Source organism: Streptomyces sp. AC550_RSS872 (assembly GCF_019049285.1).
GTDB lineage: Bacteria > Actinomycetota > Actinomycetes > Streptomycetales > Streptomycetaceae > Streptomyces.
Genome location: NZ_JAGMUL010000096.1, coordinates 1 through 24973 on the forward strand (window position 1 = coordinate 1; position 24973 = coordinate 24973).

Annotated in this window: 17 protein-coding genes; 8 read left to right on the plus strand and 9 right to left on the minus strand. The window is 69.0% G+C overall.

The features are described 5' to 3' along the window. Positions 1 to 277: 277 nt before the first annotated feature. The 3 genes from KUM44_RS31095 to thyX form a co-directional block, all read right to left on the minus strand. Positions 278 to 1963: a ribonuclease J gene (locus KUM44_RS31095; protein ID WP_217213105.1), complete on the minus strand. Its 1686-nt coding sequence runs from the start codon at positions 1961 to 1963 to the stop codon at positions 278 to 280. Positions 1964 to 2116: 153 nt separating this feature from the next. Then, a complete protein-coding gene (gene dapA / locus KUM44_RS31100) occupies positions 2117 to 3016 on the minus strand; it encodes a 4-hydroxy-tetrahydrodipicolinate synthase (RefSeq protein ID WP_217213106.1) in 900 nt (299 codons plus the stop codon). 210 nt (positions 3017 to 3226) lie between these two features. After that, positions 3227 to 3967, minus strand: a complete 741-nt coding sequence (thyX, locus tag KUM44_RS31105; RefSeq protein ID WP_217213107.1) for an FAD-dependent thymidylate synthase — start codon at positions 3965 to 3967, stop codon at positions 3227 to 3229. Between the two features lie 209 nt (positions 3968 to 4176). Here thyX and KUM44_RS31110 point away from each other — a divergent pair, with 209 nt between their 5' ends. Beyond that, positions 4177 to 4413 carry a hypothetical protein gene (locus tag KUM44_RS31110; RefSeq protein WP_217213108.1) on the plus strand — a complete coding sequence of 79 codons (237 nt, stop codon included), beginning with the start codon at positions 4177 to 4179 and terminating at the stop codon, positions 4411 to 4413. A gap of 91 nt (positions 4414 to 4504) precedes the next feature. Then, on the plus strand, positions 4505 to 5059 hold the full coding sequence (locus KUM44_RS31115; RefSeq protein ID WP_217213109.1) for a hypothetical protein: 555 nt from the start codon (positions 4505 to 4507) through the stop codon (positions 5057 to 5059). A gap of 480 nt (positions 5060 to 5539) precedes the next feature. Here KUM44_RS31115 and KUM44_RS31120 read toward each other — a convergent pair whose 3' ends face one another. The 6 genes from KUM44_RS31120 to eccD all read right to left on the minus strand — a co-directional run bounded on the left by KUM44_RS31120 (position 5540) and on the right by eccD (position 12678). Beyond that, complete coding sequence (locus tag KUM44_RS31120; protein WP_217213110.1) at positions 5540 to 5992, minus strand: tetratricopeptide repeat protein; 453 nt, start codon at positions 5990 to 5992, stop codon at positions 5540 to 5542. Between the two features lie 14 nt (positions 5993 to 6006). Beyond that, the gene (gene dapB / locus KUM44_RS31125) at positions 6007 to 6759 is read right to left on the minus strand and encodes a 4-hydroxy-tetrahydrodipicolinate reductase (RefSeq protein ID WP_217213111.1); all 753 of its coding nucleotides are present in this window, start codon (positions 6757 to 6759) and stop codon (positions 6007 to 6009) included. Positions 6760 to 6788: 29 nt separating this feature from the next. Beyond that, a complete protein-coding gene (locus KUM44_RS31130) occupies positions 6789 to 8168 on the minus strand; it encodes a pitrilysin family protein (RefSeq protein ID WP_217213112.1) in 1380 nt (459 codons plus the stop codon). Further along, positions 8165 to 10387: a polyribonucleotide nucleotidyltransferase gene (locus tag KUM44_RS31135; protein ID WP_217213113.1), complete on the minus strand. Its 2223-nt coding sequence runs from the start codon at positions 10385 to 10387 to the stop codon at positions 8165 to 8167. The genes KUM44_RS31130 and KUM44_RS31135 overlap by 4 nt, the downstream gene beginning before the upstream one ends. Before the next feature lie 346 nt (positions 10388 to 10733). Then, the gene (gene rpsO, locus KUM44_RS31140) at positions 10734 to 11021 is read right to left on the minus strand and encodes a 30S ribosomal protein S15 (RefSeq protein ID WP_062701899.1); all 288 of its coding nucleotides are present in this window, start codon (positions 11019 to 11021) and stop codon (positions 10734 to 10736) included. A gap of 199 nt (positions 11022 to 11220) precedes the next feature. After that, positions 11221 to 12678 (minus strand): type VII secretion integral membrane protein EccD, encoded by a 1458-nt coding sequence (gene eccD / locus KUM44_RS31145; protein WP_217213114.1) that lies wholly within the window; start codon positions 12676 to 12678, stop codon positions 11221 to 11223. A 277-nt stretch (positions 12679 to 12955) separates the two neighbouring features. On the opposite strand from eccD, the gene eccCa reads away from it, so the two are divergent. From eccCa to KUM44_RS31175, 6 genes are all read left to right on the plus strand, one after another. Beyond that, on the plus strand, positions 12956 to 16897 hold the full coding sequence (gene eccCa / locus KUM44_RS31150) for a type VII secretion protein EccCa (RefSeq protein ID WP_217213115.1): 3942 nt from the start codon (positions 12956 to 12958) through the stop codon (positions 16895 to 16897). A gap of 135 nt (positions 16898 to 17032) precedes the next feature. Continuing rightward, a complete protein-coding gene (locus KUM44_RS31155) occupies positions 17033 to 17419 on the plus strand; it encodes a hypothetical protein (protein WP_217213116.1) in 387 nt (128 codons plus the stop codon). Between the two features lie 105 nt (positions 17420 to 17524). After that, positions 17525 to 17851 (plus strand): DUF397 domain-containing protein, encoded by a 327-nt coding sequence (locus KUM44_RS31160; RefSeq protein WP_217213117.1) that lies wholly within the window; start codon positions 17525 to 17527, stop codon positions 17849 to 17851. A 393-nt stretch (positions 17852 to 18244) separates the two neighbouring features. After that, the gene (locus KUM44_RS31165) at positions 18245 to 23719 is read left to right on the plus strand and encodes a toxin glutamine deamidase domain-containing protein (protein WP_217213118.1); all 5475 of its coding nucleotides are present in this window, start codon (positions 18245 to 18247) and stop codon (positions 23717 to 23719) included. Between the two features lie 34 nt (positions 23720 to 23753). Beyond that, positions 23754 to 24548 (plus strand): immunity 49 family protein, encoded by a 795-nt coding sequence (locus tag KUM44_RS31170; protein ID WP_217213119.1) that lies wholly within the window; start codon positions 23754 to 23756, stop codon positions 24546 to 24548. 45 nt (positions 24549 to 24593) lie between these two features. After that, entirely contained in the window at positions 24594 to 24899 is a 306-nt protein-coding gene (locus KUM44_RS31175; protein WP_217213120.1) for a hypothetical protein, read from the plus strand. The last annotated feature ends 74 nt before the right edge of the window (positions 24900 to 24973 follow it).

The window sequence follows — 24973 nt, forward strand, 5'->3', positions numbered from 1 at the left end:
TCCCTTCGGTCTTGCGTTTCCGACTCTATCAGATCCTTTTCCGATCCGATTTCCTCGGTGCTTTCCAGGTTCCCGCTCTCGCGTTTCCCTTTCCGGCGGCTCCGACTTTATCAGAGATTCTGAGTCGGATTTCCCGCCCCCTCCGGGGACTGGTTCCGGCGCACGAAGTGGCCGGGTTCCCGTTCAGGCGGAGCCGTAAACGTACTGGAGCGGGGCGCCCCGATGCAAATCGAGGCGCCCCGCTCCTGGTTCACGCGGCCGAGTGTCCGACGGTCCGTCAGACCTCCACGACCACAGGCAGGATCATCGGCCGGCGCCGGTAAGTGTCCGAGACCCACTTGCCCAGGGACCGGCGCACCAGCTGCTGGAGCTGGTGCGGTTCGACCACTCCGTCCTGGGCCGACCGCTCCAGTGTCTCCGTGATCTTCGGGATGACCTCACTGAAGGCCGAGTCCTCGATGCCGGAGCCGCGGGCCTGGATGTGCGGGCCGCCCGTGATCTTGCCGGTGGAGGAGTCCACCACCACGAAGACCGAGATGATGCCCTCGTCACCGAGGATCTTGCGGTCCTTCAGCGCCGGCTCGCCGACGTCGCCGACCGAGAGGCCGTCGACGTAGACGTATCCGGCCTGGACCTTGCCGGAGATCTTCGCCTTGCCCTCGATGAGGTCGACCGCGACGCCGTCCTCGGCGATGACGATGCGGTCGTGCGGGACGCCGGTCAGGGCGCCCAGTTCGGCGTTGGCGCGCAGGTGGCGCCACTCGCCGTGCACCGGCATCAGATTCTTGGGGCGGCAGATGTTGTAGAAGTACAGCAACTCGCCCGCGGACGCGTGGCCCGAGACATGGACCTTGGCGTTGCCCTTGTGGACGACGTTCGCGCCCCAGCGGGTCAGGCCGTTGATGACGCGGTAGACCGCGTTTTCGTTGCCGGGGATGAGCGAGGACGCGAGGATCACCGTGTCGCCCGGGACGATGCGGATCTGATGGTCGCGGTTGGCCATGCGGGACAGGGCCGCCATCGGCTCGCCCTGGGAGCCCGTGCAGACCAGGACCACCTCGCTGTCCGGGAGGTCGTCGAGTGTCTTGACGTCCACCACCAGGCCCGGCGGGACCTTCAGGTAGCCGAGGTCACGTGCGATGCCCATGTTGCGGACCATCGAGCGACCGACGAAGGCCACCCGGCGGCCGTATTCGTGGGCCGCGTCCAGGATCTGCTGGATGCGGTGGACGTGGCTGGCGAAGCTCGCCACGATGACGCGCTTGCGGGCGCCCGCGAAGACCTGGCGCAGGACGTTGGAGATGTCGCGCTCGTGCGGAGTGAAGCCCGGGACCTCCGCGTTCGTGGAGTCGGAGAGAAGGAGGTCGATGCCTTCCTCGCTCAGCCGTGCGAACGCGTGCAGGTCGGTCAGGCGGTTGTCCAGCGGGAGCTGGTCCATCTTGAAGTCGCCTGTGTGGACCACCATGCCGGCGGGGGTGCGGATGGCGACCGCCAGTGCGTCGGGGATGGAGTGGTTGACCGCGACGAACTCGCAGTCGAAGGGGCCGATGCGCTCGCGGTTACCCTCCACCACCTCGAGGGTGTACGGGCGGATGCGGTGCTCCTGGAGCTTGGCCTCGATGAGGGCGAGGGTCAGCTTGGAGCCGATCAGCGGGATGTCCGGCTTCTCGCGGAGGAGGAAGGGGACGCCGCCGATGTGGTCCTCGTGGCCATGGGTGAGGACGATGCCCTCGATGTCGTCGAGGCGGTCCCTGATGGACGAGAAGTCCGGCAGGATCAGGTCGATTCCGGGCTGCTCCTCCTCTGGGAAGAGCACTCCGCAGTCGACGATCAACAGGCGGCCGCCGTACTCGAAGACCGTCATGTTTCGGCCGATCTCGCCAAGGCCGCCGAGCGGGGTGACCCGCAGGCCGCCTTCGGGGAGCGGCGGGGGCGCGCTGAGTTCAGGATGCGGATGACTCAAAAGACTCTCCTCACCACGGACGCCACGTACCGGTCGGGCACGTGGCGCGCGTGACGTTCGTGCAGAAGCAGTTGTCGTTGTGGGGTGCAGGCACCGGTGGCCTGCTTATTCAGTTGTGAAGTCTGGTGCGCGCCCTGGGCGCGAAGTCTGGTGTTAGAGCTGTACCCCGCCTGCGGCAAGATCGATCTTGAGCTGGTCGATCTCCTCGGGCGAGCATTCGGCCATGGGGGCGCGCAGCGGTCCTGCGGGCAGGCCCTGGAGGGCGAGCGCGGCCTTGGTGGTCATGACGCCCTGGGTGCGGAACATGCCGGTGTAGACCGGGAGCAGCTTCTGGTGGATCTCCGTGGCCTTCTGGACGTCACCGGAGACATAGGCGTCGACGAGCGCGCGCAGGTCGGGGGTGACCAGGTGGCCGACGACCGAGACGAAGCCGACCGCGCCCACGGAGAGGAGCGGCAGGTTCAGCATGTCGTCGCCGGAGTACCAGGCGATGCCGGAGCGGGCGATGGCCCAGCTGGCTCGGCCGAGGTCACCCTTCGCGTCCTTGTTGGCGACGATGCGCGGGTGCTCGGCGAGGCGGACGATCGTCTCGGTGTTGATCGGGACGCCGCTGCGGCCGGGGATGTCGTAGAGCATCACCGGCAGCTCGGTGCTGTCGGCGATGGCCTTGAAGTGCCGGTACAGACCTTCCTGCGGGGGCTTGTTGTAGTACGGCGTGACGACCAGGAGGCCGTGTGCGCCGACCTGCTCCGCCGTGCGGGCGAGCTCCAGGCTGTGGTGGGTGTCGTTGGTGCCGACGCCGGCCACCACGTGGGCTCGGTCGCCGACGGCCTCCAGTACCGCCCGTACCAGCTCCGATTTCTCCGCATCGCTGGTGGTGGGCGACTCACCGGTGGTGCCGTTGATGATCAGGCCGTCGTTGCCTGCGTCCACCAGGTGCGTGGCGAGCCGCTGCGCGCCGTCGAGATCGAGTGCGCCGTCCGCCGTGAAGGGCGTGATCATGGCGGTGAGGACCCGCCCGAAGGGGGTCTGCGGAGTGGAGGTCGGAGCCATGGGTTACACGCTACTCGTTGCGCTCGGCCTGGTCTGCCCTCGGGGGTGCGGAAAAGTCAGGACAAATATGGAGCCCGGCACTGCCTGCTCGGGGGTTCAAGCAGTGCCGGGTCCGTTTGATCAGGCTAGATGAACTTCTCTAAATGCCGCAATACGGACACTTCGCGCGGCTGGGCCGTGCGGCCCTGCCCGGTCGGGGAAGGGGGTGCGCTACGGCGCCACACGGCCGTTCGCATTGAAGGCGGCGTACGTCAGCGGCATGAGCTTGGCCCACTCCGCCTCCATCAGCTCGCCGACCATCTCGATCTCCCGCTGCGGGAAGGACGGCACCTTGGCCAGTTCGTGCTGGGTGCGCAGGCCGAGGAAGTGCATCAGTGAGCGGGCGTTGCAAGTGGCGTACATCGAGGAGAACAGGCCGACCGGGAGGACGGCTCGGGCGACCTCGCGGGCGACGCCTGCGGCGAGCATCTCCTGGTAGGCCTCGTAGGACTCCCGGTACGAGTCCTCCATGACCCGGCCGACCAGCTCCTGCTGGGCCTGGGTGCCCTCCACGAAGACGTACTTGCCCGGGCGGCCCTCCTGGACCAGCTTGCGGGACTCGTCGGGTACGTAGAAGACGGGCTGGAGCTCCCTGTAGCGGCCGCTCTCCTCGTTGTACGACCAGCCCACGCGGTGCCGCATGAACTCGCGGAAGACGAAGATCGGGGCGCTGATGAAGAAGGTCATCGAGTTGTGCTCGAAGGGGCTGCCGTGCCGGTCCCGCATCAGGTAGTTGATCAGGCCCTTGGAGCGCTCGGGGTCCTTCTGCAACTCCTCCAGGGACTGCTCGCCGGCGGTGGAGACACGGGCGGCCCACAGCACGTCGGAGTCGGCCGCGCTGTGCTTGACCAGCTCGACGGTGACGTCACTGCGGAAGCTTGGCTTGAGGTCGTCGGCGGGGGTGTCGGTCACGGCTCGGGGGGTCCTTCCATCACTTCGCTGGGCGGCGCCCACTCTACGGCCCGGCACTGACAACGGGGCGTTCGGTGCCGGGTCGCGACATACGGCGGCGAACTTCGGCGAATTTCTGTGAATTCGGCGAAACCGGGCACCCTTTGGGGCGCTCGCTCGTCTGTGTTGGTGACAGTCACTCATACGATCCCGAGAGGAGAAGTCCCCTGATGTTCGGTCGGCGCGAGCCCGTCCCGTTCGCCTTCCTCGCCGAGGCCGACAGGTTCCGCAGCAATGTCGCTCCCCCGCCCCGTGAGCGGGCGTCCGTCGGTCAGATGGCCGGGCGCTGGCTTCTGGGACTCACCATCGTCGCCGGGCTGGTGGGCTCGCTGGTGGTGGGCATGCCCGCGTTGTCCACGGACACCGCGACGCAGACGCAGGAGTCACAGGCCTCTCAGGGGCACTGACTCAACCGGCCCCCCAGGAGTGGTGAGTGGGGGCGCGGGTCGATTAGCCTCACCGGGCACAGCCCCTGCATGGATTGAGTGAGGACCAGTCGTGCCCCTGCCCTTCCTGACGGCCGACCGCGCCTTCGAGACAGCCGACGACGTCGCGCTGCCGTTCGACGACCTCGACCGCTGGCGGCGCCCCTACCGTCCCGGGCCGTGGCGCGTGGGCGTGGCTGCGCTGTGGCTGCTGCTCGCCTCGTATGTGCTGTTCGCGGCGGTCGTCATCGCCCTGACCGGCACGGTGGCCGGGGCCGCCGTCGTCTTCGGCATCGCGCTGGCCATCATCGCCGGTGCCCTGCGGCTGCTGCGCATGGGCGTGTGGGTGAGCGCGCGGGGGCTGCGTCGGGTGGGGTTCCTCGTCACGCGTACGGTGCCCTGGGAGCAGGTCGTCGCCGTCCGGACGGTGCAGCAGCCGGTGCGCTGGCTGGGGCTGCCGCGCACGGTGCAGGGGCAGGCGCTGATGCTCGTACAGCGGGGTCGTGCGGCGGGTGACATGCCGACGCTGATGACCACGCACAACACGGACTTCCTGGCCCGGGTCACCGCGTTCGACCGGGCCGCCGACGCGGTCGAGGTGTGGGCCTCGGAGAACACCCGCGGCTGAGCGCGACAGGCGTAGGTCAACGACAGGCGTAGGTCAAAGGGGCCGGTCCGCGGCGGCGGACCGGCCCCTTTGGCGTACGGCTTGCTCGTCGGTGTACTGCTGACGCGTGGGCGTGCGGCCGGTTCGGCCCAAGGCCGGTCATCGGCGCGTGGTCGGCTTCCCGTCATCGGCCGGCCCGTCGGGGTGCGTCCGGTTCGCCAGCCCGAGGGCGGTTCGGGGCCGGGCAGCCCGCTCACCGTCGTATGGCGAGCTCCCCGAGCAGGGCCGGCCCGGCAGCGACGGTCAGACGGCCCCAGCGTGACGCCGGTCCATCGGCGTACGCCCAGCTCCTCGGTCCGAGGCCGACCCGGCGGCGTACAGCCAACTCACCCGTCGTACGGCCGACTCCCCTCGGCGTACAACCGACCGTCGCGCGTACGGCCGACCCGTCGGCCCAAGGGCCGAGCCGGTCTGCGTAAAAGCCGGCCCTCGGCGTGATGCTCAGGCCTCGACAGTCCTGCCCTCGTGCAAGGCGATGGCCTTCTGCATGGCCTTGCGGGCGCGCGGGGTGTCGCGGGCGTCGTGGTAGGCGATGGCGAGGCGGAACCAGCTGCGCCAGTCGTCGGGGGACGCCTCCGTCTCGGCCTTGCGGCGGGCGAAGACCTCGTCGGCCGAGTCGCGGTCGATGCGGCCGCCGGGGGTGCGCTTCAGCTCGTCGACGGGGAGGCCGCCCTCGGCGTCGAGTTCGGCGGCGAGGGCGTTGGCCTTGCGGACGAACTGGGTGTTCTTCCACAGGAACCACACGCCGATCACCGGCAGGATCAGCACCGCGACGCCGAAGGTGACGGTGATGACCGTGCCGGACTGGATGAGCATCACGCCACGGCTGCCGACCAGGACGAAGTAGACGACCAGGACGGCGGCCGTTATGGCATAGGAGATCTTCGCGCGCATCAACGAGCCTCGTGTCAGCCCAGGTCCAGGAAGTGTTCCAGGCCGAAGGTCAGGCCCGGAGTGGTCACCACGCGGCGCGCGCCGAGCAGGATGCCCGGCATGAAGCTGCTGTGGTGGAGGGAGTCGTGGCGGACGGTCAGGGTCTCGCCCTCGCCGCCGAGCAGGACCTCCTGGTGGGCCAGCAGACCGCGCAGACGGACCGAGTGGACCGGGATGCCGTCGACGTTCGCGCCGCGTGCTCCGTCCAGGGCGGTCTCGGTGGCGTCCGGAGCCGGGGCCGTGCCGGCCGCCCGCCGCGCCTCGGCGATGAGCTGGGCCGTGCGGGTGGCGGTGCCGGAGGGGGCGTCGACCTTCTTCGGGTGGTGGAGTTCCACCACCTCGACCGACTCGAAGTAGGGCGCGGCGATCTGCGCGAACTTCATCGTCAGGACCGCGCCGATGGAGAAGTTCGGCGCGATCAGCACGCCCGTCTCCGGGGAGGCGGACAGCCAGCCGTTCAGCTGCGCGAGGCGCTCGTCGGTCCAGCCCGTCGTACCGACGACCGCGTGGATGCCGCGGTTCACGCAGTAGTCGAGGTTGGCCATGACCGAGTCCGGCGTGGTCAGTTCGACGGCCACCTGGGCGCCCGTCTCCGCCAGCGTCTCCAGCTTGTCGCCCCGGCTCAGGGCGGCGACCAGCTCCATGTCCTCGGCAGCCTCGACCGCCCGTACCGCCTCGGAGCCGATCCGGCCCTTGGCACCGAGGACCGCCACGCGCAGCTTGCTCATCTCTTGTGCTTCCTTCACCAGGGGAATGGTCAGGCGACGGCGTCGTGCAGCCGGGACGCCTGCTTGTCCTTCAGGGGGCCGATGACCGACAGGGAGGGCCGCTGTCCGAGGACCTCGCGGGCGACCGAGCGGACGTCGTCCGGGGTCACCTCGGCGATCCGGGCCAGCATGTCGTCGACGGACATCTGCTCGCCCCAGCACAGCTCGCTCTTGCCGATGCGGTTCATCAGGGCGCCGGTGTCCTCCAGGCCGAGGACCGTGGAGCCGCGGAGCTGGCCGATGGCGCGGCCGATCTCGTCGTCGGACAGGCCGTGCTGGGCGACGTGGTCCAGTTCGTCGCGGCAGATCTTCAGCACGTCGTGGACCTGCGACGGCCGGCAGCCCGCGTACACGCCGAACAGGCCGCAGTCTGCGAAGCCCGAGGTGTACGAGTACACGCTGTAGGCCAGGCCGCGCTTCTCGCGGACCTCCTGGAAGAGGCGGGACGACATGCCGCCGCCCAGCGCCGTGTTGAGGACTCCGAGGGCCCAGCGGCGGTCGTCCGTGCGGGACAGGCCGGGCATGCCGAGGACGACATGGGCCTGCTCGGTCTTGCGGCCGATCAGCTCGACCCGGCCCGCGGCGCGGACGGTGCGCCGTCCCTCGCGCGGGGCGATGGGCGTGGCGTCCAGGTTCTTGAGGGCGCCGGCCTTCTCGAAGGCGGCGCGGACCTGTCGTACGACCTTGTTGTGGTCGATGTTGCCGGCCGCCGCGACCACGAGGTGGGTCGGGTCGTAGTGCTTCTTGTAGAAGCGGCGGATGCGGTCGGCGGTGAGGGCGTTGACCGTGTCGACCGTGCCGAGGACCGGGCGGCCGAGGGGGTTGTCGCCGAACATGGTGTGCGCGAACAGGTCGTGCACGCAGTCGCCCGGGTCGTCCTCGGTCATGGCGATCTCTTCGAGGATCGCGCCCCGCTCGACGTTGACGTCCTCTTCGAGGATGAGGGAGCCCGTCAGCATGTCGCAGACCACGTCTATGGCGAGCGGCAGGTCGGTGTCGAGCACGCGCGCGTAGTAGCACGTGTACTCCTTCGCCGTGAACGCGTTCATCTCGCCGCCGACGGCGTCGATGGCGGAGGAGATGTCCAGGGCGGAGCGGCGGGTGGTGCCCTTGAAGAGCAGGTGCTCCAGATAGTGCGTGGCACCGTTCAGGGCCGGCGTCTCGTCGCGGGAGCCGACGTGCGCCCAGATGCCGAAGGTGGCGGAGCGGACGGACGGCAGGGTCTCGGTGACGATGCGCAGGCCGCCCGGGAGGGTGGTCTTACGGACCGTGCCGATGCCGTTGGTGCCCTTGATCAGGGTTTGGGTACGGGCGACGGCCCGCGCCTCCGAGGAGGTGCGGGCCGTCGCCGTGGAGCTACTCGACGTCACTTGTCGGTGTCGTCCTTCTGGTCGTCCTCGGAACCTTCCTCGCCCTCGATCACGGGGACGAGCGACAGCTTGCCGCGGGAGTCGATCTCGGCGATCTCGACCTGGACCTTCTGGCCCACGCCGAGGACGTCCTCGACGTTCTCCACGCGCTTGCCGCCGGCGAGCTTGCGGATCTGCGAGATGTGCAGCAGGCCGTCCTTGCCGGGGAGCAGGGAGACGAACGCACCGAAGGTGGTTGTCTTCACGACGGTGCCCAGGTAGCGCTCGCCGACCTCGGGCATCGTCGGGTTGGCGATGCCGTTGATCGTGGTGCGGGCGGCCTCGGCGGCCGGGCCGTCGGCGGCACCGATGTAGATGGTGCCGTCGTCCTCGATCGTGATCTCGGCGCCGGTGTCCTCCTGGATCTGGTTGATCATCTTGCCCTTGGGGCCGATGACCTCACCGATCTTGTCCACGGGGATCTTGACGGTGATGATCCGCGGGGCGTTCGGGGACATCTCGTCCGGCGTGTCGATCGCTTCCATCATCACGTCGAGGATGTGGAGGCGGGCGTCACGGGCCTGCTTCAGGGCGGCGGCCAGGACGGAGGCCGGGATGCCGTCCAGCTTGGTGTCGAGCTGGAGAGCGGTCACGAACTCCTTGGTGCCGGCGACCTTGAAGTCCATGTCGCCGAAGGCGTCCTCCGCACCGAGGATGTCGGTGAGGGTGACGTAGTGCGTCTCGCCCTCGATCTCCTGGGAGATCAGGCCCATGGCGATACCGGCGACGGGGGCCTTCAGCGGCACACCGGCGTTCAGCAGCGACATGGTGGAGGCGCAGACCGAGCCCATGGACGTCGAGCCGTTGGAGCTCAGCGCCTCGGAGACCTGGCGGATCGCGTAGGGGAACTCCTCGCGCGTCGGCAGGACCGGCACCAGGGCGCGCTCGGCGAGGGCGCCGTGGCCGATCTCGCGGCGCTTCGGGGAGCCGACGCGGCCGGTCTCACCGGTGGAGTACGGCGGGAAGTTGTAGTTGTGCATGTAGCGCTTGCGGGTCACCGGGGAGAGGGTGTCCAGCTGCTGCTCCATGCGGAGCATGTTCAGGGTGGTGACGCCCAGGATCTGGGTCTCGCCACGCTCGAACACGGCGGAGCCGTGCACGCGCGGGATGGCCTCGACCTCGGCGGCCAGGGTGCGGATGTCGGTGACACCGCGGCCGTCGATGCGCTTCTTCTCCTTGATGACGCGCTCACGGACCAGGGTCTTGGTCAGCGAGCGGTACGCGGCGGAGATCTCCTTCTCGCGGCCCTCGAACTCCGGCAGGAGCTTCTCGGCGGCGAGCGCCTTGACGCGGTCCAGCTCGGACTCGCGCTCCTGCTTGCCGGCGATGGTCAGCGCGGAGGCGAGCTCCGGCTTGACGGCTGCGGTGAGCGCCTCCAGGACGTCGTCCTGGTAGTCGAGGAAGATCGGGAACTCGCCGGTCGGCTTGGCGGCCTTGGCGGCGAGGTCCGACTGGGCCTTGCAGAGCACCTTGATGAAGGGCTTCGCGGCGTCCAGACCGGCGGCGACGACCTCCTCGGTCGGCGCCTCGGCGCCGCCCTCGACCAGCTTGATGGTCTTCTCGGTGGCCTCGGCCTCGACCATCATGATCGCGACGTCGCCGTCCTCCAGGACACGGCCCGCGACGACCATGTCGAAGACGGCGTCCTCGAGCTCGGAGTGCGTCGGGAAGGCCACCCACTGGCCGTTGATCAGCGCGACGCGGACGCCGCCGATCGGGCCGGAGAAGGGCAGACCGGCCAGCTGCGTGGACGCGGACGCGGCGTTGATCGCCACGACGTCGTACAGGTGGTCGGGGTTGAGCGCCATGATCGTGGCGACGACCTGGATCTCGTTGCGCAGGCCCTTCTTGAAGGACGGGCGCAGCGGGCGGTCGATGAGGCGGCAGGTGAGGATGGCGTCCTCGGAGGGACGGCCCTCACGGCGGAAGAAGCTGCCGGGGATCTTGCCGGCGGCGTACATCCGCTCCTCGACGTCCACCGTCAGGGGGAAGAAGTCGAGCTGGTCCTTGGGGTTCTTGGAGGCGGTGGTGGCCGACAGCACCATGGTGTCGTCGTCCAGGTACGCCACAGCGGAACCGGCGGCCTGCTTGGCCAGGCGGCCCGTCTCGAAGCGGATGGTGCGGGTGCCGAAGGAGCCGTTGTCGATGACGGCCTCGGCGTAGTGGGTCTCGTTCTCCACTAGCGTTTTCTCCGTTACTTTGTCGTCTTTTGTCCCGTCGCTGCCCGTGTGGCAGGGGGACGGTCGCGGAGAAGCGCTCCGTGCGGTGCGGGCCGGTCTTCGATCGAAGCACCCGGGGTCACTTCCCCCGGGGGCCACTACCGAGGACCGGCGGCGGCGAGGCGCGCTTCTCCTCTTCTTCTTGTCGTGCTGCTTGTCGTGCTGTGTCGTCCGTATTGCGTTGTGCTACCACACTACAAAGCGGGGGTGACACTCCGCATGTTTCCGCACGCGCGGTTGACGTTCCGCATGTACAGCAAAAGGAGCGGCTCCCGATCTCTCCGGGAACCGCTCCCCTCACGGCGTCTTACTTGGCGCCCGCCGCACCGCGGCGGATGCCGAGGCGGTCGACCAGCGTACGGAAGCGCTGGATGTCCTTCTTCGCCAGGTACTGGAGAAGGCGGCGACGCTGACCGACCAGGATCAGCAGACCACGACGGGAGTGGTGGTCGTGCTTGTGGGTCTTGAGGTGCTCGGTCAGGTCCGAGATCCGGCGCGAAAGCATGGCGACCTGGACCTCGGGAGAGCCGGTGTCGCCCTCCTTCTGACCGAACTCGGTGATGATCTGCTTCTTCGTAGCGGCGTCGAGCGGCACGCGTACTCCTCGTAGTCTTTGAGTGGCCACCGAGTGCCCCCGGTCTTTGTCTCGGGGGAGCTTCCGTTACTCGGGAGGCGGGGATCCGCTGGGCGCGTCCCCCAGGCGGACCCGGGGGTGCGTACACAAACGGCCGTCACACAGCGTACCAGCACACAGGCACGCCCTTGACAGGCGGTCCCGGGCGGCGCCGCGCCGGTCAGAGGCCGCCGCGGACCTTGGCGTAGACGTCGAGGACGGCCAGGCAGATCGGGACCAGGGAGAGCAGGACCATCGAGTCGGCGAGGTCCAGCATGCGGCCCCAGAAGGGGGAGAGCCCCTTCTGCGGCACGATCAGGGCGATGGCGATGAGCAGCAGCACGCCGACGCCGACCGAGGCGCCGAGCCACAGGGTCCGCACGTTGACCGGGCCGGAGTTGTTCTGGAGCAGTTCCATGACGATGTCGGCCGGCGGCGAGATCGCGAGGCCGAGGACCAGCAGGGCGAGGGTGACGACACCGGCCACGAACAGGCAGGTGACCTGCGCGGTGTAGCGGAACAGGCGGGCCCGCAGCATCGCGGCGAGGCCGGTGCACAGGGCGAGCAGCTGGGCCCAGCCGTTGTCGCTGAAGCCGAGCACCGCGCCGCCGGCGCCGATGATGACGGCGGCGCAACCGCCGACCAGGCCGAGGAGCAGTTCGTGGCCGCGGCTGGTCTGGGCGACGATGCGCTGGACGTCGACGGCCTCGAGGTCGCCCTCACGGCCTTCACGACGGGCCCGGGCGAGGTCCTCGGGGTTGCGGAAGCCGATCGGCAGCTTGGCGAAGCGGGACGACCAGCCGGGTAGGAAGCCGACCACCGCCAGGGCGACGACCGAGGTGCCGGCGGCGATCTCGCGCGGCTCGGCCTTGGTGAGGACACCGCAGAACACGGCGAGTGTGCCGATCGCGGAGGCGAGCGCGGCGGCCACGAACGGGGCGTCGCCCTGCGGCAGCAGCATGATCAGTACGACGGAGCACAGCAGTACGGCGACGCAGCCAACGAGGAACTGGATCCTTCCGGGGCCCTCACCCGCGTCCTGCGGAAGGGCGCCGGAGCCGGCGATGAGCGCGTGCGGCAGTGCGGAGATGCCGAGTGCGACGGCGGAGCCCCGGTCGTCGTACACCCGGGCCCGTACGCCGGCGAGCGCCGTCAGCGCGAGCGCGGTCACGCCGGCGAGGATGCCCTGGAGGCCGTGCATGTCGTGCCGGATCGGGTCCGCGAACCAGAAGACGAAGCCGAGCATGATCAGCAGCAGCGATCCGGCGACGAGGCCGGCGACCCGCATCAGGCTGTCGTTCCAGCTGCGGGTGTCCTGCTTGACCGCGGCGGCGATGGCGTCCACGACGTCGTCGTGGACGGCCGGCGGCAGCGAGTCGGCGAAGGTGCGCAGCAGCAGCACCTCACCGTCCCTGACCCGGTGCTCGAGCAACGAGCGGCTCGCGTCGAGTACTTGGCCCTCGCGGGTCACAAGGTGGTAACCGGAAGGACTGGTATCCGACTGGACCAGGCCCGAGAGCCTGATGATCTCAGGAAAGAGGTCCTGGATCGGCAGGTCCTCGGGCAGCGCCACATCGACTCGGCTGTCCGGCGCTGCGATGGTGATTCGGCAGAAACCTGTCGAAGTCCCCGTGCTCACCTGGTGTTCCCCCTGCTAGACAAGGCTTCCTCGCGCCGCTCGTACGACGCGGAGCGCCACCATATCCGTTGCGGTACGGGCCGCAGGACCTACCTCCCCCATTCCTCCCAGGACCTGCTCCGCATCTCCATCCGCCTGCCTCACTCGGGCACGTCACGCATCAGTAGGATCGACGCCTACGCGAACGACGCCTACGCGAACGAGAACACGTCGCGGTACACGGGGGCGTCGGTGCCAAGGACGTATCACGTATCAATCGCGAAGGATGAGTGCATCGGTGAGCGTCGTCATCATCAAACGACCACCGCGGACAGTGCCTCCGGCCGTCCCGGACGGCGAGGTCAAACTCGAGACGCCGCCCGAGATTCCGCGCGAGGGCGACGACAGCATGCTGATGAACATGTTGCCCATGATGGGCATGCTGGGTTCTGTCGCCTTCTTCTTCACAGCCGGCCAGTCCTATATGAAGGTCGTCGGCGGTCTCATGCTGGCCTCGACGGTGGCCATGATGGTCGCCCAGTTCGCCAAGGCCCGGCAGGGCCCCGGGGCGGGCATGGCGCAGGACCGGCGTGACTACTTCCGTTATCTGGAGCAGGTCCGCAAGGACGTGCACAAGACGGCGGAGCTCCAGCGGCGCAGCCAGCTCTTCCAGCACCCCGACCCGGAGCAGTTGTGGGCCGTGGCGGCGGACGGCAAGCGGCTGTGGGAACGGCGCCCGAACGACGCGGACTTCGCGTCCGTGCGGATCGGCCGCGGTACCCAGCAGCTGAACACCCCGCTCGTCGCCCCGGAGACGGCGCCCAAGGACGAGCTGGAGCCGCTGACGGCGGCGGCCATGAAGGCCTTCCTCGACGCGCACGGCAGTCTGCACGACCTGCCGGTCTCCATCTCGCTGCGTGCCTTCTACCACGTGACGGTCTGCGGAGAGACCGACACGGTCTACGGCAACGCCCGCGCGACCCTGTCCCAGCTGGCGACGCTGCACTCGCCCGAGGACCTGATGATCGCGGTGGTGGCGCATCCCTCCGCCACGGCGGAGTGGGACTGGATCAAGTGGCTGCCGCACAGCCAGCATCCGAAGGCGAAGGACGGAGCGGGTTCCTCCCGGCTCCTCTTCGACGACCTCGGTGAGCTGGAGGAGGCGCTCGCGGACCAGCTGGACGACCGGCCCCGCTGGAACCGTGAGGCGAACCCCGTCTACGACCAGCCGCACCTGATCGTGATCCTCGACGGCGGCACCGTGCCACCGGACTCCGAACTCGCCGGCGCGGAGGGCCTCCAGGGCGTCACCTTCCTGGAGATCGCTCCCGGCGAACTGGAGGAGGAGCTGCGCGCCGGTCTGACGGCCTATGTGAAGCCGGACCGTATGCGCCTGTTCGTCGGCCACGAGTCCGCGTACACCGGCAAGCCCGACGTACTGAACCCGGCGCAGGCCGAGTCCCTGGCGCGGCAGCTCGCCCCCTTCCGGGTCGGTTCCGCGGAGGAGGGCGAACCCCTTCTGTCCAACCTGGACTTCACGGACCTGATGGGCATCGGCGACGCCGGCACGGTCGACGTCTCCCGCACCTGGCGTCCGCGCACGCTGCACGAGCGGCTGCGGGTGCCGATCGGTGTCGGCGAGAACGGCGAGCCGGTCATGCTGGACCTCAAGGAGGCCTCGCAGGAGGGCATGGGCCCGCACGGTCTGTGCGTCGGCGCCACCGGTTCCGGTAAGTCCGAGGTGCTGCGTACGCTGGTGCTCGGTCTCGCGGTGACGCACTCCTCGGAAACGCTGAACTTCATCCTCGCGGACTTCAAGGGTGGCGCGACCTTCGCGGGCATGGCGGACATGCCGCACACCGCGGCGGTCATCACCAACCTGGCGGACGACCTCACCCTGGTCGACCGTATGCGTGACTCGATCATGGGTGAGACGCAGCGCCGTCAGGAGCTGCTGCGCTCGGCGGGCAACTACGCCAACCTGCACGACTACGAGAAGGCCCGGGCCGCGGGTGCCGCGCTGGAGCCGATGGCCTCGCTGGTGATCGTGCTCGACGAGTTCTCCGAACTCCTCACGGCCAAGCCGGACTTCATCGACATGTTCATCCAGATCGGCCGTATCGGCCGATCGCTGGGCATCCACCTGCTGCTGGCCTCGCAGCGCCTGGAAGAGGGCAAGCTGCGCGGCCTGGACACCTATCTGTCGTACCGGATCGGTCTGCGGACCTTCTCCGCCGCCGAGTCCCGTACGGCGATCGGTGTCCCGGACGCCTACCACCTGCCGTCGATCCCCGGTTCCGGGTATCTGCGCTACGACACCGACACCATGGTCCGCTTCAAGGCGGCGTACGTGTCGGGGCCGTACCACGGTGAGGGCCCCTCCCGGGTGCACCGCTCGACGCAGCTGCGGCCCGCGCTGTTCTCGGCGGAGCACGTGGCGCTGCCGCCGCAGCCGGTGATCGAGGAGCCGGAGCCCGACAACCGGGTGGACGACGCGCTCGCCGACACCGTCCTGGACGTCCTCGTCGGCCGGATGATCAACCAGGGACCGCCCGCCCACCAGGTGTGGCTGCCCCCGCTGGACGAGGCGCCCTCGCTGGAGCAGCTCCTCCCCCAGCTCGCCGTCTCCCCCGAGCGCGGTCTCACCGCGCCCGACTACACGGCGCTCGGCCGGCTCAACGTGCCGGTCGGTCTGGTGGACAAGCCGTTCGAGCAGCGGCGTGACGTGCTGTACCGGGACTTCTCCGGCGGTGCCGGTCACGGTCTGTTCGTCGGTGGTCCGCAGTCCGGCAAGTCGACGCTGCTGCGCTCGCTCATCTCGTCGTTCGCCCTCACCCACACGCCGTCCGAAGTGCAGTTCTACTGCCTGGACTTCGGCGGTGGCGGTCTGATCTCGATGGAGGAGCTGGCGCACGTCGGCGGGGTCGCGAACCGTCTCGACGCCGAGAAGGTGCGCCGTACGGTCAGCGAGGTCGAGGGGATCCTGAACGCGCGCGAGGAGTACTTCCGCGCGAACAACGTCGACTCGATCCAGACCTACCGTCAGCGCCGGAACTCCGGCCAGCTGCCGGACCAGCCCTGGGGCGACGTCTTCCTCGTCGTCGACGGCTGGGCCACGTTCAAGACGGACTACGAGATGCTCGAGGCCACCGTCACCGAGATCGCCACGCGCGGCCTCGGCTTCGGTGTGCACGTGATCCTGACGGCCAGCCGCTACACCGAAGTGCGGCCCGCGCTCAAGGACATGCTGCAAAACCGCATCGAGCTGCGCCTCGGTGACCCGACGGAGTCGGAGGTCGACCGCAAGGTCGCCCAGAACGTCCCCGCCACCGTGCCGGGCCGTGGTCTGACGCAGGACAAGCTGCACTTCATGGCGGCGCTGCCGCGCGTCGACGGCTCCTCGGAGACGGACGACCTGTCCGAGGCGACGTCGATCCTCATCCGCGGCATCAACGACAACTGGCAGGGCCAGCACGCTCCGGCCGTACGCCTGCTGCCCACGATGATGCCGGCGGACCGGCTGCCCAAGGGCTTCGAGCACCCGGAGCGCGGTATGGCCATCGGCATCGACGAGTCGTCGCTGTCGCCGGTCTTCGTCGACTTCGAGACGGACCCGCTGTTCATCGTGTTCGGTGAGAGCGAGTCCGGTAAGTCGGCGATGCTGAGGCTGCTCGTCAAGCAGATCACCGAGCGCTACACGCCGGATCAGGCGAAGATCGTCATGGGTGACTACCGGCGCGCCCACCTGGAGGGGGTGCCCGACTCGCACCTGTCGCGGTACTGCGCCTCGGCGCCCGCCCTGACGGAGACGCTGGAGGGCCTGGCCGGCTCGATGCACCGCCGGATGCCCGGCCCGGACGTCACGCCCGAGCAGCTGCGCAACCGCAGTTGGTACAACAGCCCGGACGCGTTCGTCATCGTCGACGACTACGACCTGGTGGCGACCGGCGTGAACCCGCTGGCCCCGCTCCTGGAGTACCTGCCGTTCGCCCGTGACATCGGTCTGCGCGTCATCATCGCGCGCGCCTCGGGCGGTGCGAGCCGGTCGCTGTACGAGCCGGTGATGCAGCGGATGCGCGAGCTCGGCGCCCAGGGCCTCGTGCTCTCCGGCGACCGGTCCGAGGGCGCGCTGCTCGGCAACATCACGGCGACGCAGCTGCCGCCCGGCCGTGGGTACTTCCACACGCGCCGCCGGGGCGGGCAGCTGATCCAGACGGGGTGGCTGCCCAACCGGTTCTGAGGAACGGCTCGGTAGAGCAGGAGGGGCGGTACCCATGCGGGGTGCCGCCCCTCTTCGTTGCCCGTGTGCGCGCCGCTAAGGTGGAGTCGCGACAGAAATGACGAGCCACGGGGGGCAGTTGTGCCGTCGGACTACATGGACTCCGATCCTGAGGTACTGAAGACCGAGGGATTCCACATGTTCAACGCCGGTGTGGAGTTCTCCAAGGCCGTGCACAAGCTGACGACCGGCCTGACCGCCCTCGAGAAGGGTGACACCCCGCCGTGGGGTGACGACGACATCGGCGAGAAGTTCGGCGTCGTCTACGAGGGCCTGCGTGACGGCATGTACGACTCGATGGGCAGCCTGGCGGAGCGGATCGCCGGGATGGGAGCCGCCCTGGCCCGGATGGGCGTGGCACACGAGCAGAACGAGGCCGCGCAGAACGACATCTGGAAGAAGACGATGGCCGAGTACGACGGTCAGGTGGAGGTTCCGTCCGGGGCCGTCAAGGGCACCTTGCGCCCTCGCCAGGACCTCTGACCCCGTCGTGTGACCTTCCCCTTGCGCGGCCTGAGAACCTCCAGCGCAAGTAGGGTGAGACGCACACGTCGTTCGCATTCGCACGTCAGGAAGAGGCCCAGCAGCATGACCGAGGCTACCGAGCCACAGAACAACGAGGTCGGGACTCAGGCCGAGGACACCAAGGCGCGCAAGGAGCGGGAGCGGGACGAGCTGTACTCCCTCGACATCTCGGGGGTCAAGTGGCTCTGCGCGCCCGGCACCGAGGAGCACGAGGAGCGCGTCGAGATCGCGTATCTGCCGGAGGGGGCCGTGGCCATGCGGTCGTCCCTGGATCCCGACACCGTGCTGCGCTACACGGAGGCGGAGTGGCGGGCGTTCGTCCTCGGGGCGCGGGACGGGGAGTTCGATCTGGAGCCGGCGCCGCACAATGGCGGGGTGGCGGCGGAATAGGGCCACCCCGCGTGGATTCCGTGTAGATGGTCTTACGGCCGCCGTCCACCGCAGTGGGCGGCGGCCGTCCTCGTGCGGATTGGTCGGGCCGATGGAGCGGGCTCAGCGGCCCCCTTCTCCCAGGACCCCGCAGGCAACCCCCAGCGTCCGAGAAGCGCTGGTGAGGCAGATGCCGAGGCAGCGTTGTGCGCGGGAAGTGAACGGCCCGACTCCTGCCGCACCCCTCCGGACAACCGCGGCGGCCTGCAACGGACTTGTGACAGCAAACCCCTGAAGTCACCGGCAGGTGAGTCCGTAAACTTTGCGGACGGCTGTGCTCCTGTGTGATTTCCCTTGGCTGGTGAGGGATGTGTACGGCCGTGAAGTCCGACGGGGGTGCTTTCTGCTGTGGCGATGATGTTGCCGGACGAGCTCGAGTGGGTCCTCGAGATGCTGGGCTACAAGTGGCCCACGGCGAACGAGGACAAGCTCAGAGACTGCGCCGCCGTATGGCGGGAGTTCGGCGAGAAGGTCAACGAGCTCCACACCACGGCGAACGGTGCCGCCCGCCAGGTCACCGCGCACAACGCCGGTGAGTCGATCGACAAGTTCACCAAGACGTACGAGAAGTTCGACGGTGGCGGCGGCAACGACGGCTACCTCCGCAACGCCGCCGAGGCCGCGTTCCTCATCGCGAACGTGCTGGAGGCCTGCGCCTACCTCGTCGAGTTCGCCAAGTGGGCGGTCATCGCCCAGCTCATCGCCCTGGCCATCCAGATCGCCGCCGCCGCTGCCGCCGCGCCCTTCACCTTCGGTCTGTCCTCGGTAGCGGGAATGGGCGCCACCCAGGCCGCCCGCCTCATAGTCCGGCGCCTCCTCGACGAGCTCAAGCAAGCCCTGATCGAGGCCATCATCGAGACGATGAAGGAACCCGCGATCTCGGCGATCGAGGCGATCATCACCGACCTCATCCGCCAGACCGTCAACGTCGGCTTCGGCGCCCAGGAGGGCTACGACGTCGGTGCCACCCTCAAGGCCGGCGGCGAGGCGGGCCTCGACGCCCTCCGGCAGAGCCCGCAGACCTTCGCCGAGGGCCTGCGCGACAGCCTCGGCCAGAAGGCCGGCAGCCGGGCGCGGCACGCGGTCGACAGCCGGATCGACGGGTACGACGGTGCGTCGGGGTCGGACCTGCCGGGTGGTGACATCGGTAGCGACTCCAGCAGCGGGTCGGAGAGTTCCAGCTCCTCTTCGTCCTCCGACTCCTCCTCATCCGATTCTTCGTCCTCCGATTCGAGTTCGTCGGACTCGGACTCCAACACGTCGACGCGTTCGAGCAACGGCAACATCCCCGGCGCGAACATAGGCAGCGGCATATCCGCCGACACGGGTGGCAACGACATCCCGGCGCCCAACATCGGTGCGGGCCCCGACTCCGGCCCCGGGCCGGGGTCCGACTCCGGGAACCCGTCCTCCTCGGACTCTCCGTACGCGAGGCCTACGCAGACCCCAGGCTCGTCCCTGTCCGACTTCGACGACCCCTCGCCCAGCGGGCCGTCCGCCAACGGATCCGACTCCAACGGCTCGTCCAGCACTCCGAGCACCTCCGGCCCTTCTCACTCCGGCGGCGGCTCCCCCGTATCGGGCCTTTCGTCCCCGAGCCCGCAGTCCACGCCTACAGCCTCGTCGTCCGGTGGTACGTCGTCCTCGCCGGGGGGCGGCTCGATCGGCACCCAGATCGACGGGCTGGCCGCCAGCGCGCCCACGCAGTCCAACGCGGCGCCCACGCCGACGGCGGACTCGTCTCCCGCCGGTTCCGGGGGCCGGTCGGACGGTGGCGGCTCGGGCATGCCGACGTCGCCCACGGCACCTTCCACGGGGGGTGCGGCTCCGGGTGGGCACCACGGCCCGGGTGCCTCCGGTGGCGGTCCCTCGTCCGCTACGAGCCCGAATCCCGGCTCCGGTCCGGCGAGGAATCCTTCCGCCAGTACGGCTGGCACGCCCTCCACCACGGGGACGGGACCTGCCTCAACTCCGAGCCCTACGTCTCCTGCGACGCCTCGTAGTACGCCTGCCTCGACGCCGGGCACCACCGCGTCCGCCACTGGATCCGGGCCTGCCTCAACTCCGAGCTCCACCGCGCCCTCGACGACGCCACGGGCTACGCCGTCGCAGACGCCGGATCCCCGAACGCCCGGCTCCGACGGCCGGACTCCGGGTACGGCGGACAGCCGCGTGCCGAACCAGAGCAATCCGACCCAGAACAGTCCTGGCACGACGCCAGGGGACCGCACGCCGCCACGAAACGCCCCCGGCACCACGCCCGGCGACCGGACCCCGTCCCGAGACAACCCGGGCACCACACCGGGCGACCGCACCCCGAACCGGGACAACACCAGCACCCCACCGGGCGACCGCACGCCGCCGCGCAACACCGCGGACTCGACCGGCACCCGTACACCCGGCCAGAACCCGGGCCCGACCACGCACTCGCCCGCGAGCCAGAACCCGAATCAGACCACCCCGAACCAGAACCCGGCCCAGTCGTCGCCATCCAGGACGCCGTCCCCTACCGCCGGCACCCCGACGACGTCGCCCGCCGGCTCCTCCAACAACGGGTCTGACCGAGCCTCGACCCCGGGCAGCAACAACCAGAGCCCGTCGACACAGCCAGGCCGCGCCCACACGCCCGGCACTCCGAACCAGCCGAGCGCCGACCCCGGCACCACCCCGCCCCGGCCACACCAGCCTGCGGGCAACACGCCCAACACTCCGCCGAACCCGAACCCGAACCCGAACCCGAACCCAAAGCCGAACGCTCCGCAGCAGCCCGCCGCGCAGTCCCCCCAGGCGGAGAACACGCGACCCGACCGGGATGACCGGGATGACCGGGATCGAAAGCAGCAGCAAGTGACGGCTGTGCCGATCCACACGGTCGTCACGACCCCAGGTGTCTCGCCGTCACCGTCACACGCGGACCCCACACCCCAGAACCCGGGCTCGCCCCAGGCCACCCCCGGCAACCAGAGCCAGCCTCAACAGGACAGTCTCGACGACATCCGCTCCGACCTGGACCACCAGCCGGGCGGCCTGTCCCAGCCCGACCCCGCCGACCAGCAGGCACTGGCCGACGCCGTCCCGCACAACGAGGACGGCACCCCGCAGCGCTTCCCCGACCCCTTCGGCCCCTACACCCAGCTCCAGAACGACGGCGGCAACACGGTGCCGGGACGCAGCAACAACTGTGCCGACTGCTCCCGTTCGTTCCTGGAGACCTGGTACGGAAACCCCCAGGTCTCGGCCCCGCGAACCGTCGACCTCGACGAGAACGGCAAGCACAACCCGTTCACCCCCGAGGACAACGCGAACGCCAACCAGATCCGCTGGACCGGCGCGGCCCACACCTACGCCGGTCCCGGCGGTGACCCCAACACCGCCAACAACATCGCCTCCACCCTTCAGCAGGCCGGCCCCGGTTCGGCGGCCATCGTCCAGGTCGACTGGCCCGGCGGAGGCGGCCATGCCTTCAACGTCGTCAACCACAACGGCAAGATCGTGTGGATCGACACCCAGAGCGGAGAGGTCAGCGACAAGCCCCTCCACATCGACCAGGCCAAGCACGTCTGGCACATCCCGCTGGACGCCGACCGCAACCCCATCGACACCAGCACGTCCGACGACAAGGACACCGAGGACTCGAAGGACTCCAAGGACTCCGACAGCCAGAACGACGAGGCTCAGAACCAGAACGACGACGCCTCGCAGCCGGAGAATTCCGAGAACGACGGGCAGTCGGAGACCAACCAGAACGCGCAGAGCGACGCATCGGACAACACCCCGGCTCAGGGCGACAACCCCGACACGGCAACGGACCCCGCCAAGTCGGCAACCCCGCCGCCCCCGGATTCATCGAACAGCGCGGACGCCACGCAGCCGTCGACAGCCGACCCGAGCACGTCCAAGCCGGAGGGCACGCCCGATGGGCGTGAACGGTCCCCGGAGACAGCGGCTACACCGGAGCAGCAGTCACGCCCGGACGAGGCGACACGCCCCGACTCGGCCTCGGAACACCGGCAGTCGCCCACCGACACGGCTTCCGACAACGGCACACCGGACAAGAGCACGCCTCTTCCCCGGACTGAGACCGACAGCCCGAACAACCCCACGACCGACCGGGGCACATCTCAGCAGAACACGACGCCTGCGGACCCGCGTACATCCGTCCCGCACCAGCAGAACGCGGACCCGCGGGCCGCCGACCCACGCACAGCTGACTCTCGCACCACGGACCCTCGTATCACGGATCCCCGCACCATGGACCCGCGTACGTCCGATCCTCGCGCTTCAGACCCGCGCACGTCGGACCCTCACCGGGACAACCCCACGCAGAGGAGGCCGGAGGCCGACGGGCGACCCGACGGTCAGCGCCCGGAGACCTCGCCGCGACCCGATCAGACGCGTCCCGGTCACGATGACCCGCGGTCGGGGACCCCGGACAAGGATCGGTCCGAGACCCCGGACCAGACGCGGTCCGACGACGGGGCCGAGGCGCCTGCGAACGATCACCGCGACCGGCCAAGCGGCATGACGAGGGACTCCACGGTCCCGACTCGCGAGAGTTTGCCCGACGGCAGGAACGCCGACGCATCCCGGCACATCAACGACGCCACGGCGGGCAAGAAGCCCCTGTACGGGGAAGTCGCTCCCGAGAGCCCTGCGCACACAGCGAAGCCGGCGACACCGCAGCGCCCAGAGGGCCCAGCGCAGCCGACGGGCGACCCCATCAACGACCCCAGGACGGACGAAGAGTGGATCGACCACATGGTCCACCTGGCGAATACCGATCCCGACTTCTTCGACAAGCACTACCGAACGGACTCAAACGGCCGTCCGTACCGGCACTCGAGCAAAACCAAGTACAAGGGGCACTTTCTGCCCATACTGCGTGCCACTGGCGACCCTCAGCAACCGTGGATGGCAGCGAGCAGAGTCCCCCAGGCCGAGGATCCGACGTATGTCGACCCGGATGTCCCGCCGGTAGGCCGGACTCATGGGAGTCCCTCCCAGGAGACCCTCGACAGACTCGACGAGCGTGCCGCGTCCCGGGCGGACGCCATCGAGGCCGACAGGGCTCCGCACGCGAAGAGGGAAGCGGCACAGAAGGCGCTCAAGGCCAACGACACTCCTGAGAACAGGGCCGCCTTCAAGGAGGCAGACGACGAGCACCGGCCATTCCACGCGGCGAGGGGCAAGGAGAGCGAGCGGTACGGAGACGAAGTCGCCGAATTTCACGCGATCCCCAATGAATTCGAAGGCGCCGTCCGTATCGATAACCGCGCCGAAGGAAACAATCGCTTTGATCAGATATGGGATGCACCACCGAACGAGACCGAGTTCGACTACGTCGTCGTCGAGTGCAAGGGTTCCCTGCGAGCCCCGGAGGGAGACCGTCAGGGGCTTCCACCCGATGCGAACGACCCCGACCGTCCCGCACCCGGAGAGGATGACCAGCACGGGCAGGACACGACCGGGGAGGAGAACCAGGAGGCCGACGGCGACGCGGTAGGCCCGGCTATCAAGCAGGTCTCCCAAGGCACCCGGGAGTACTTCAAGGCGATCCTGCACGAGATGGACAAGCGCGGTCTGAAAGGATTGGACGACGCGGACGCGGAGAGCGACCCCGTCAAGGCCGCGGAACTGCGTAAGGCGGCCCAGGATGAACTGGACCTGGCAGAGAACCTGCGCACGGCCCTCAAGGAAGGCCGCGTGAAGTACATGCTGGTGAAGGGGAACTCCAACCCCGACACGAAGACCCACGAGGGATACCAGATGAAGGAATACGACATCAGGCTCCCCGAGAAGGATGAAAATGCACCAGATTCCACGTCATGAATTCCCCACGGGCGCTTTGCCTCAGGTGCTGAAGGTGCTCGCACGAAGGCTGGACGGTGAACTCGAGGACCTCAGGGAGAACCCCGAGTGGTTCGGGATGGCCCTGAGCTCGGCGACCACCGCCCTCGACAGGCGCTGCTCGGGGGATCCCGAGGCCGACAAGGTGGAGACCTGGGAAGCCTGTGTCACCGCGATGCAGATCGGTCATGCCCTCTTCGTCGCCGCCCGCGCCACGACGCCCACCGTCGAATGCGAGGTCGGCCACGAAAAGCACGTCTTCCGTTCCGGCACCGGCCCCTGGGCCGACGCGGGGAACTGGCTCACAGCGTTCTGGCTGTCCTGCGTCTGCCGTGAGCGGCAGCGGACGAACGACCTGTGCCAGGTCCCCGTCTCCGTGCTGCGCGAAGTCGGCGGCTTCGAGGAATACATGTACCTCTGGGTCGAAGCACTCCAGGCGTACTGGCTCAGGCAGCCGGACCTCGGCGACAAACTCCTCGCCGCGGTGGACGCCACCGACCCCGACGTGCTCCGCCCCGCCTCACGCAGCGCCGTACTGAACCTCATGTACCCGCCCATGAACCTCCTCACCCAGCTGGTGCGCGGCGACCAGGACCGCTTCAACACCGAACTCGCCAAGACCATCGAATGGCACAAGGACTACTGGACCCGCGACGAGGAACGAGCCCGCGACTCCGACGGACTCATCGCCCTCGGCCCCCTGGCCATCACCTGCCTCGCCCGGGACTCCGGCTTCACCATCGACGTCGAGACCCCATACCTGCCGAAATGCCTCCTCGACCGCAGCTGGTACGGCGAGTTCCCCACCTAGCCAAGGCGCCGGCCGACCACAACCCGAACAGCGAACAGGAGACCCATGGCTCCCGAAACGCCACCCACAACCCCTGACGAAGCCATCCAGATCGTTCGCGCGCGCTACGCCGAGCCCAAACTCCCCGACGGCACCCCCGCCGAGCTCAACGTCCACGAGTTCGACATCGGCTACCTGGTCTACGCCGTCTTCCCGCCCAGCGTCGACGCGTCCGGCCGACCGCAGCCCGCTCCACCCGGCGGCGCCAAGATCGTGGTGTCGAAGGTGACGGGCGAGACCGTCACGGTCCCCAACTACCCGACCGAGCAGGCCATCGCCCTGTACCGGAAGAACCTCGCACAGAACGGCTGACGGCCGGGCAAGCCACCCGTGCCGGCCTGCCTGGACCGACTCCGCAGCGCCGCTTTCCCCCGACCGCCCCCCCC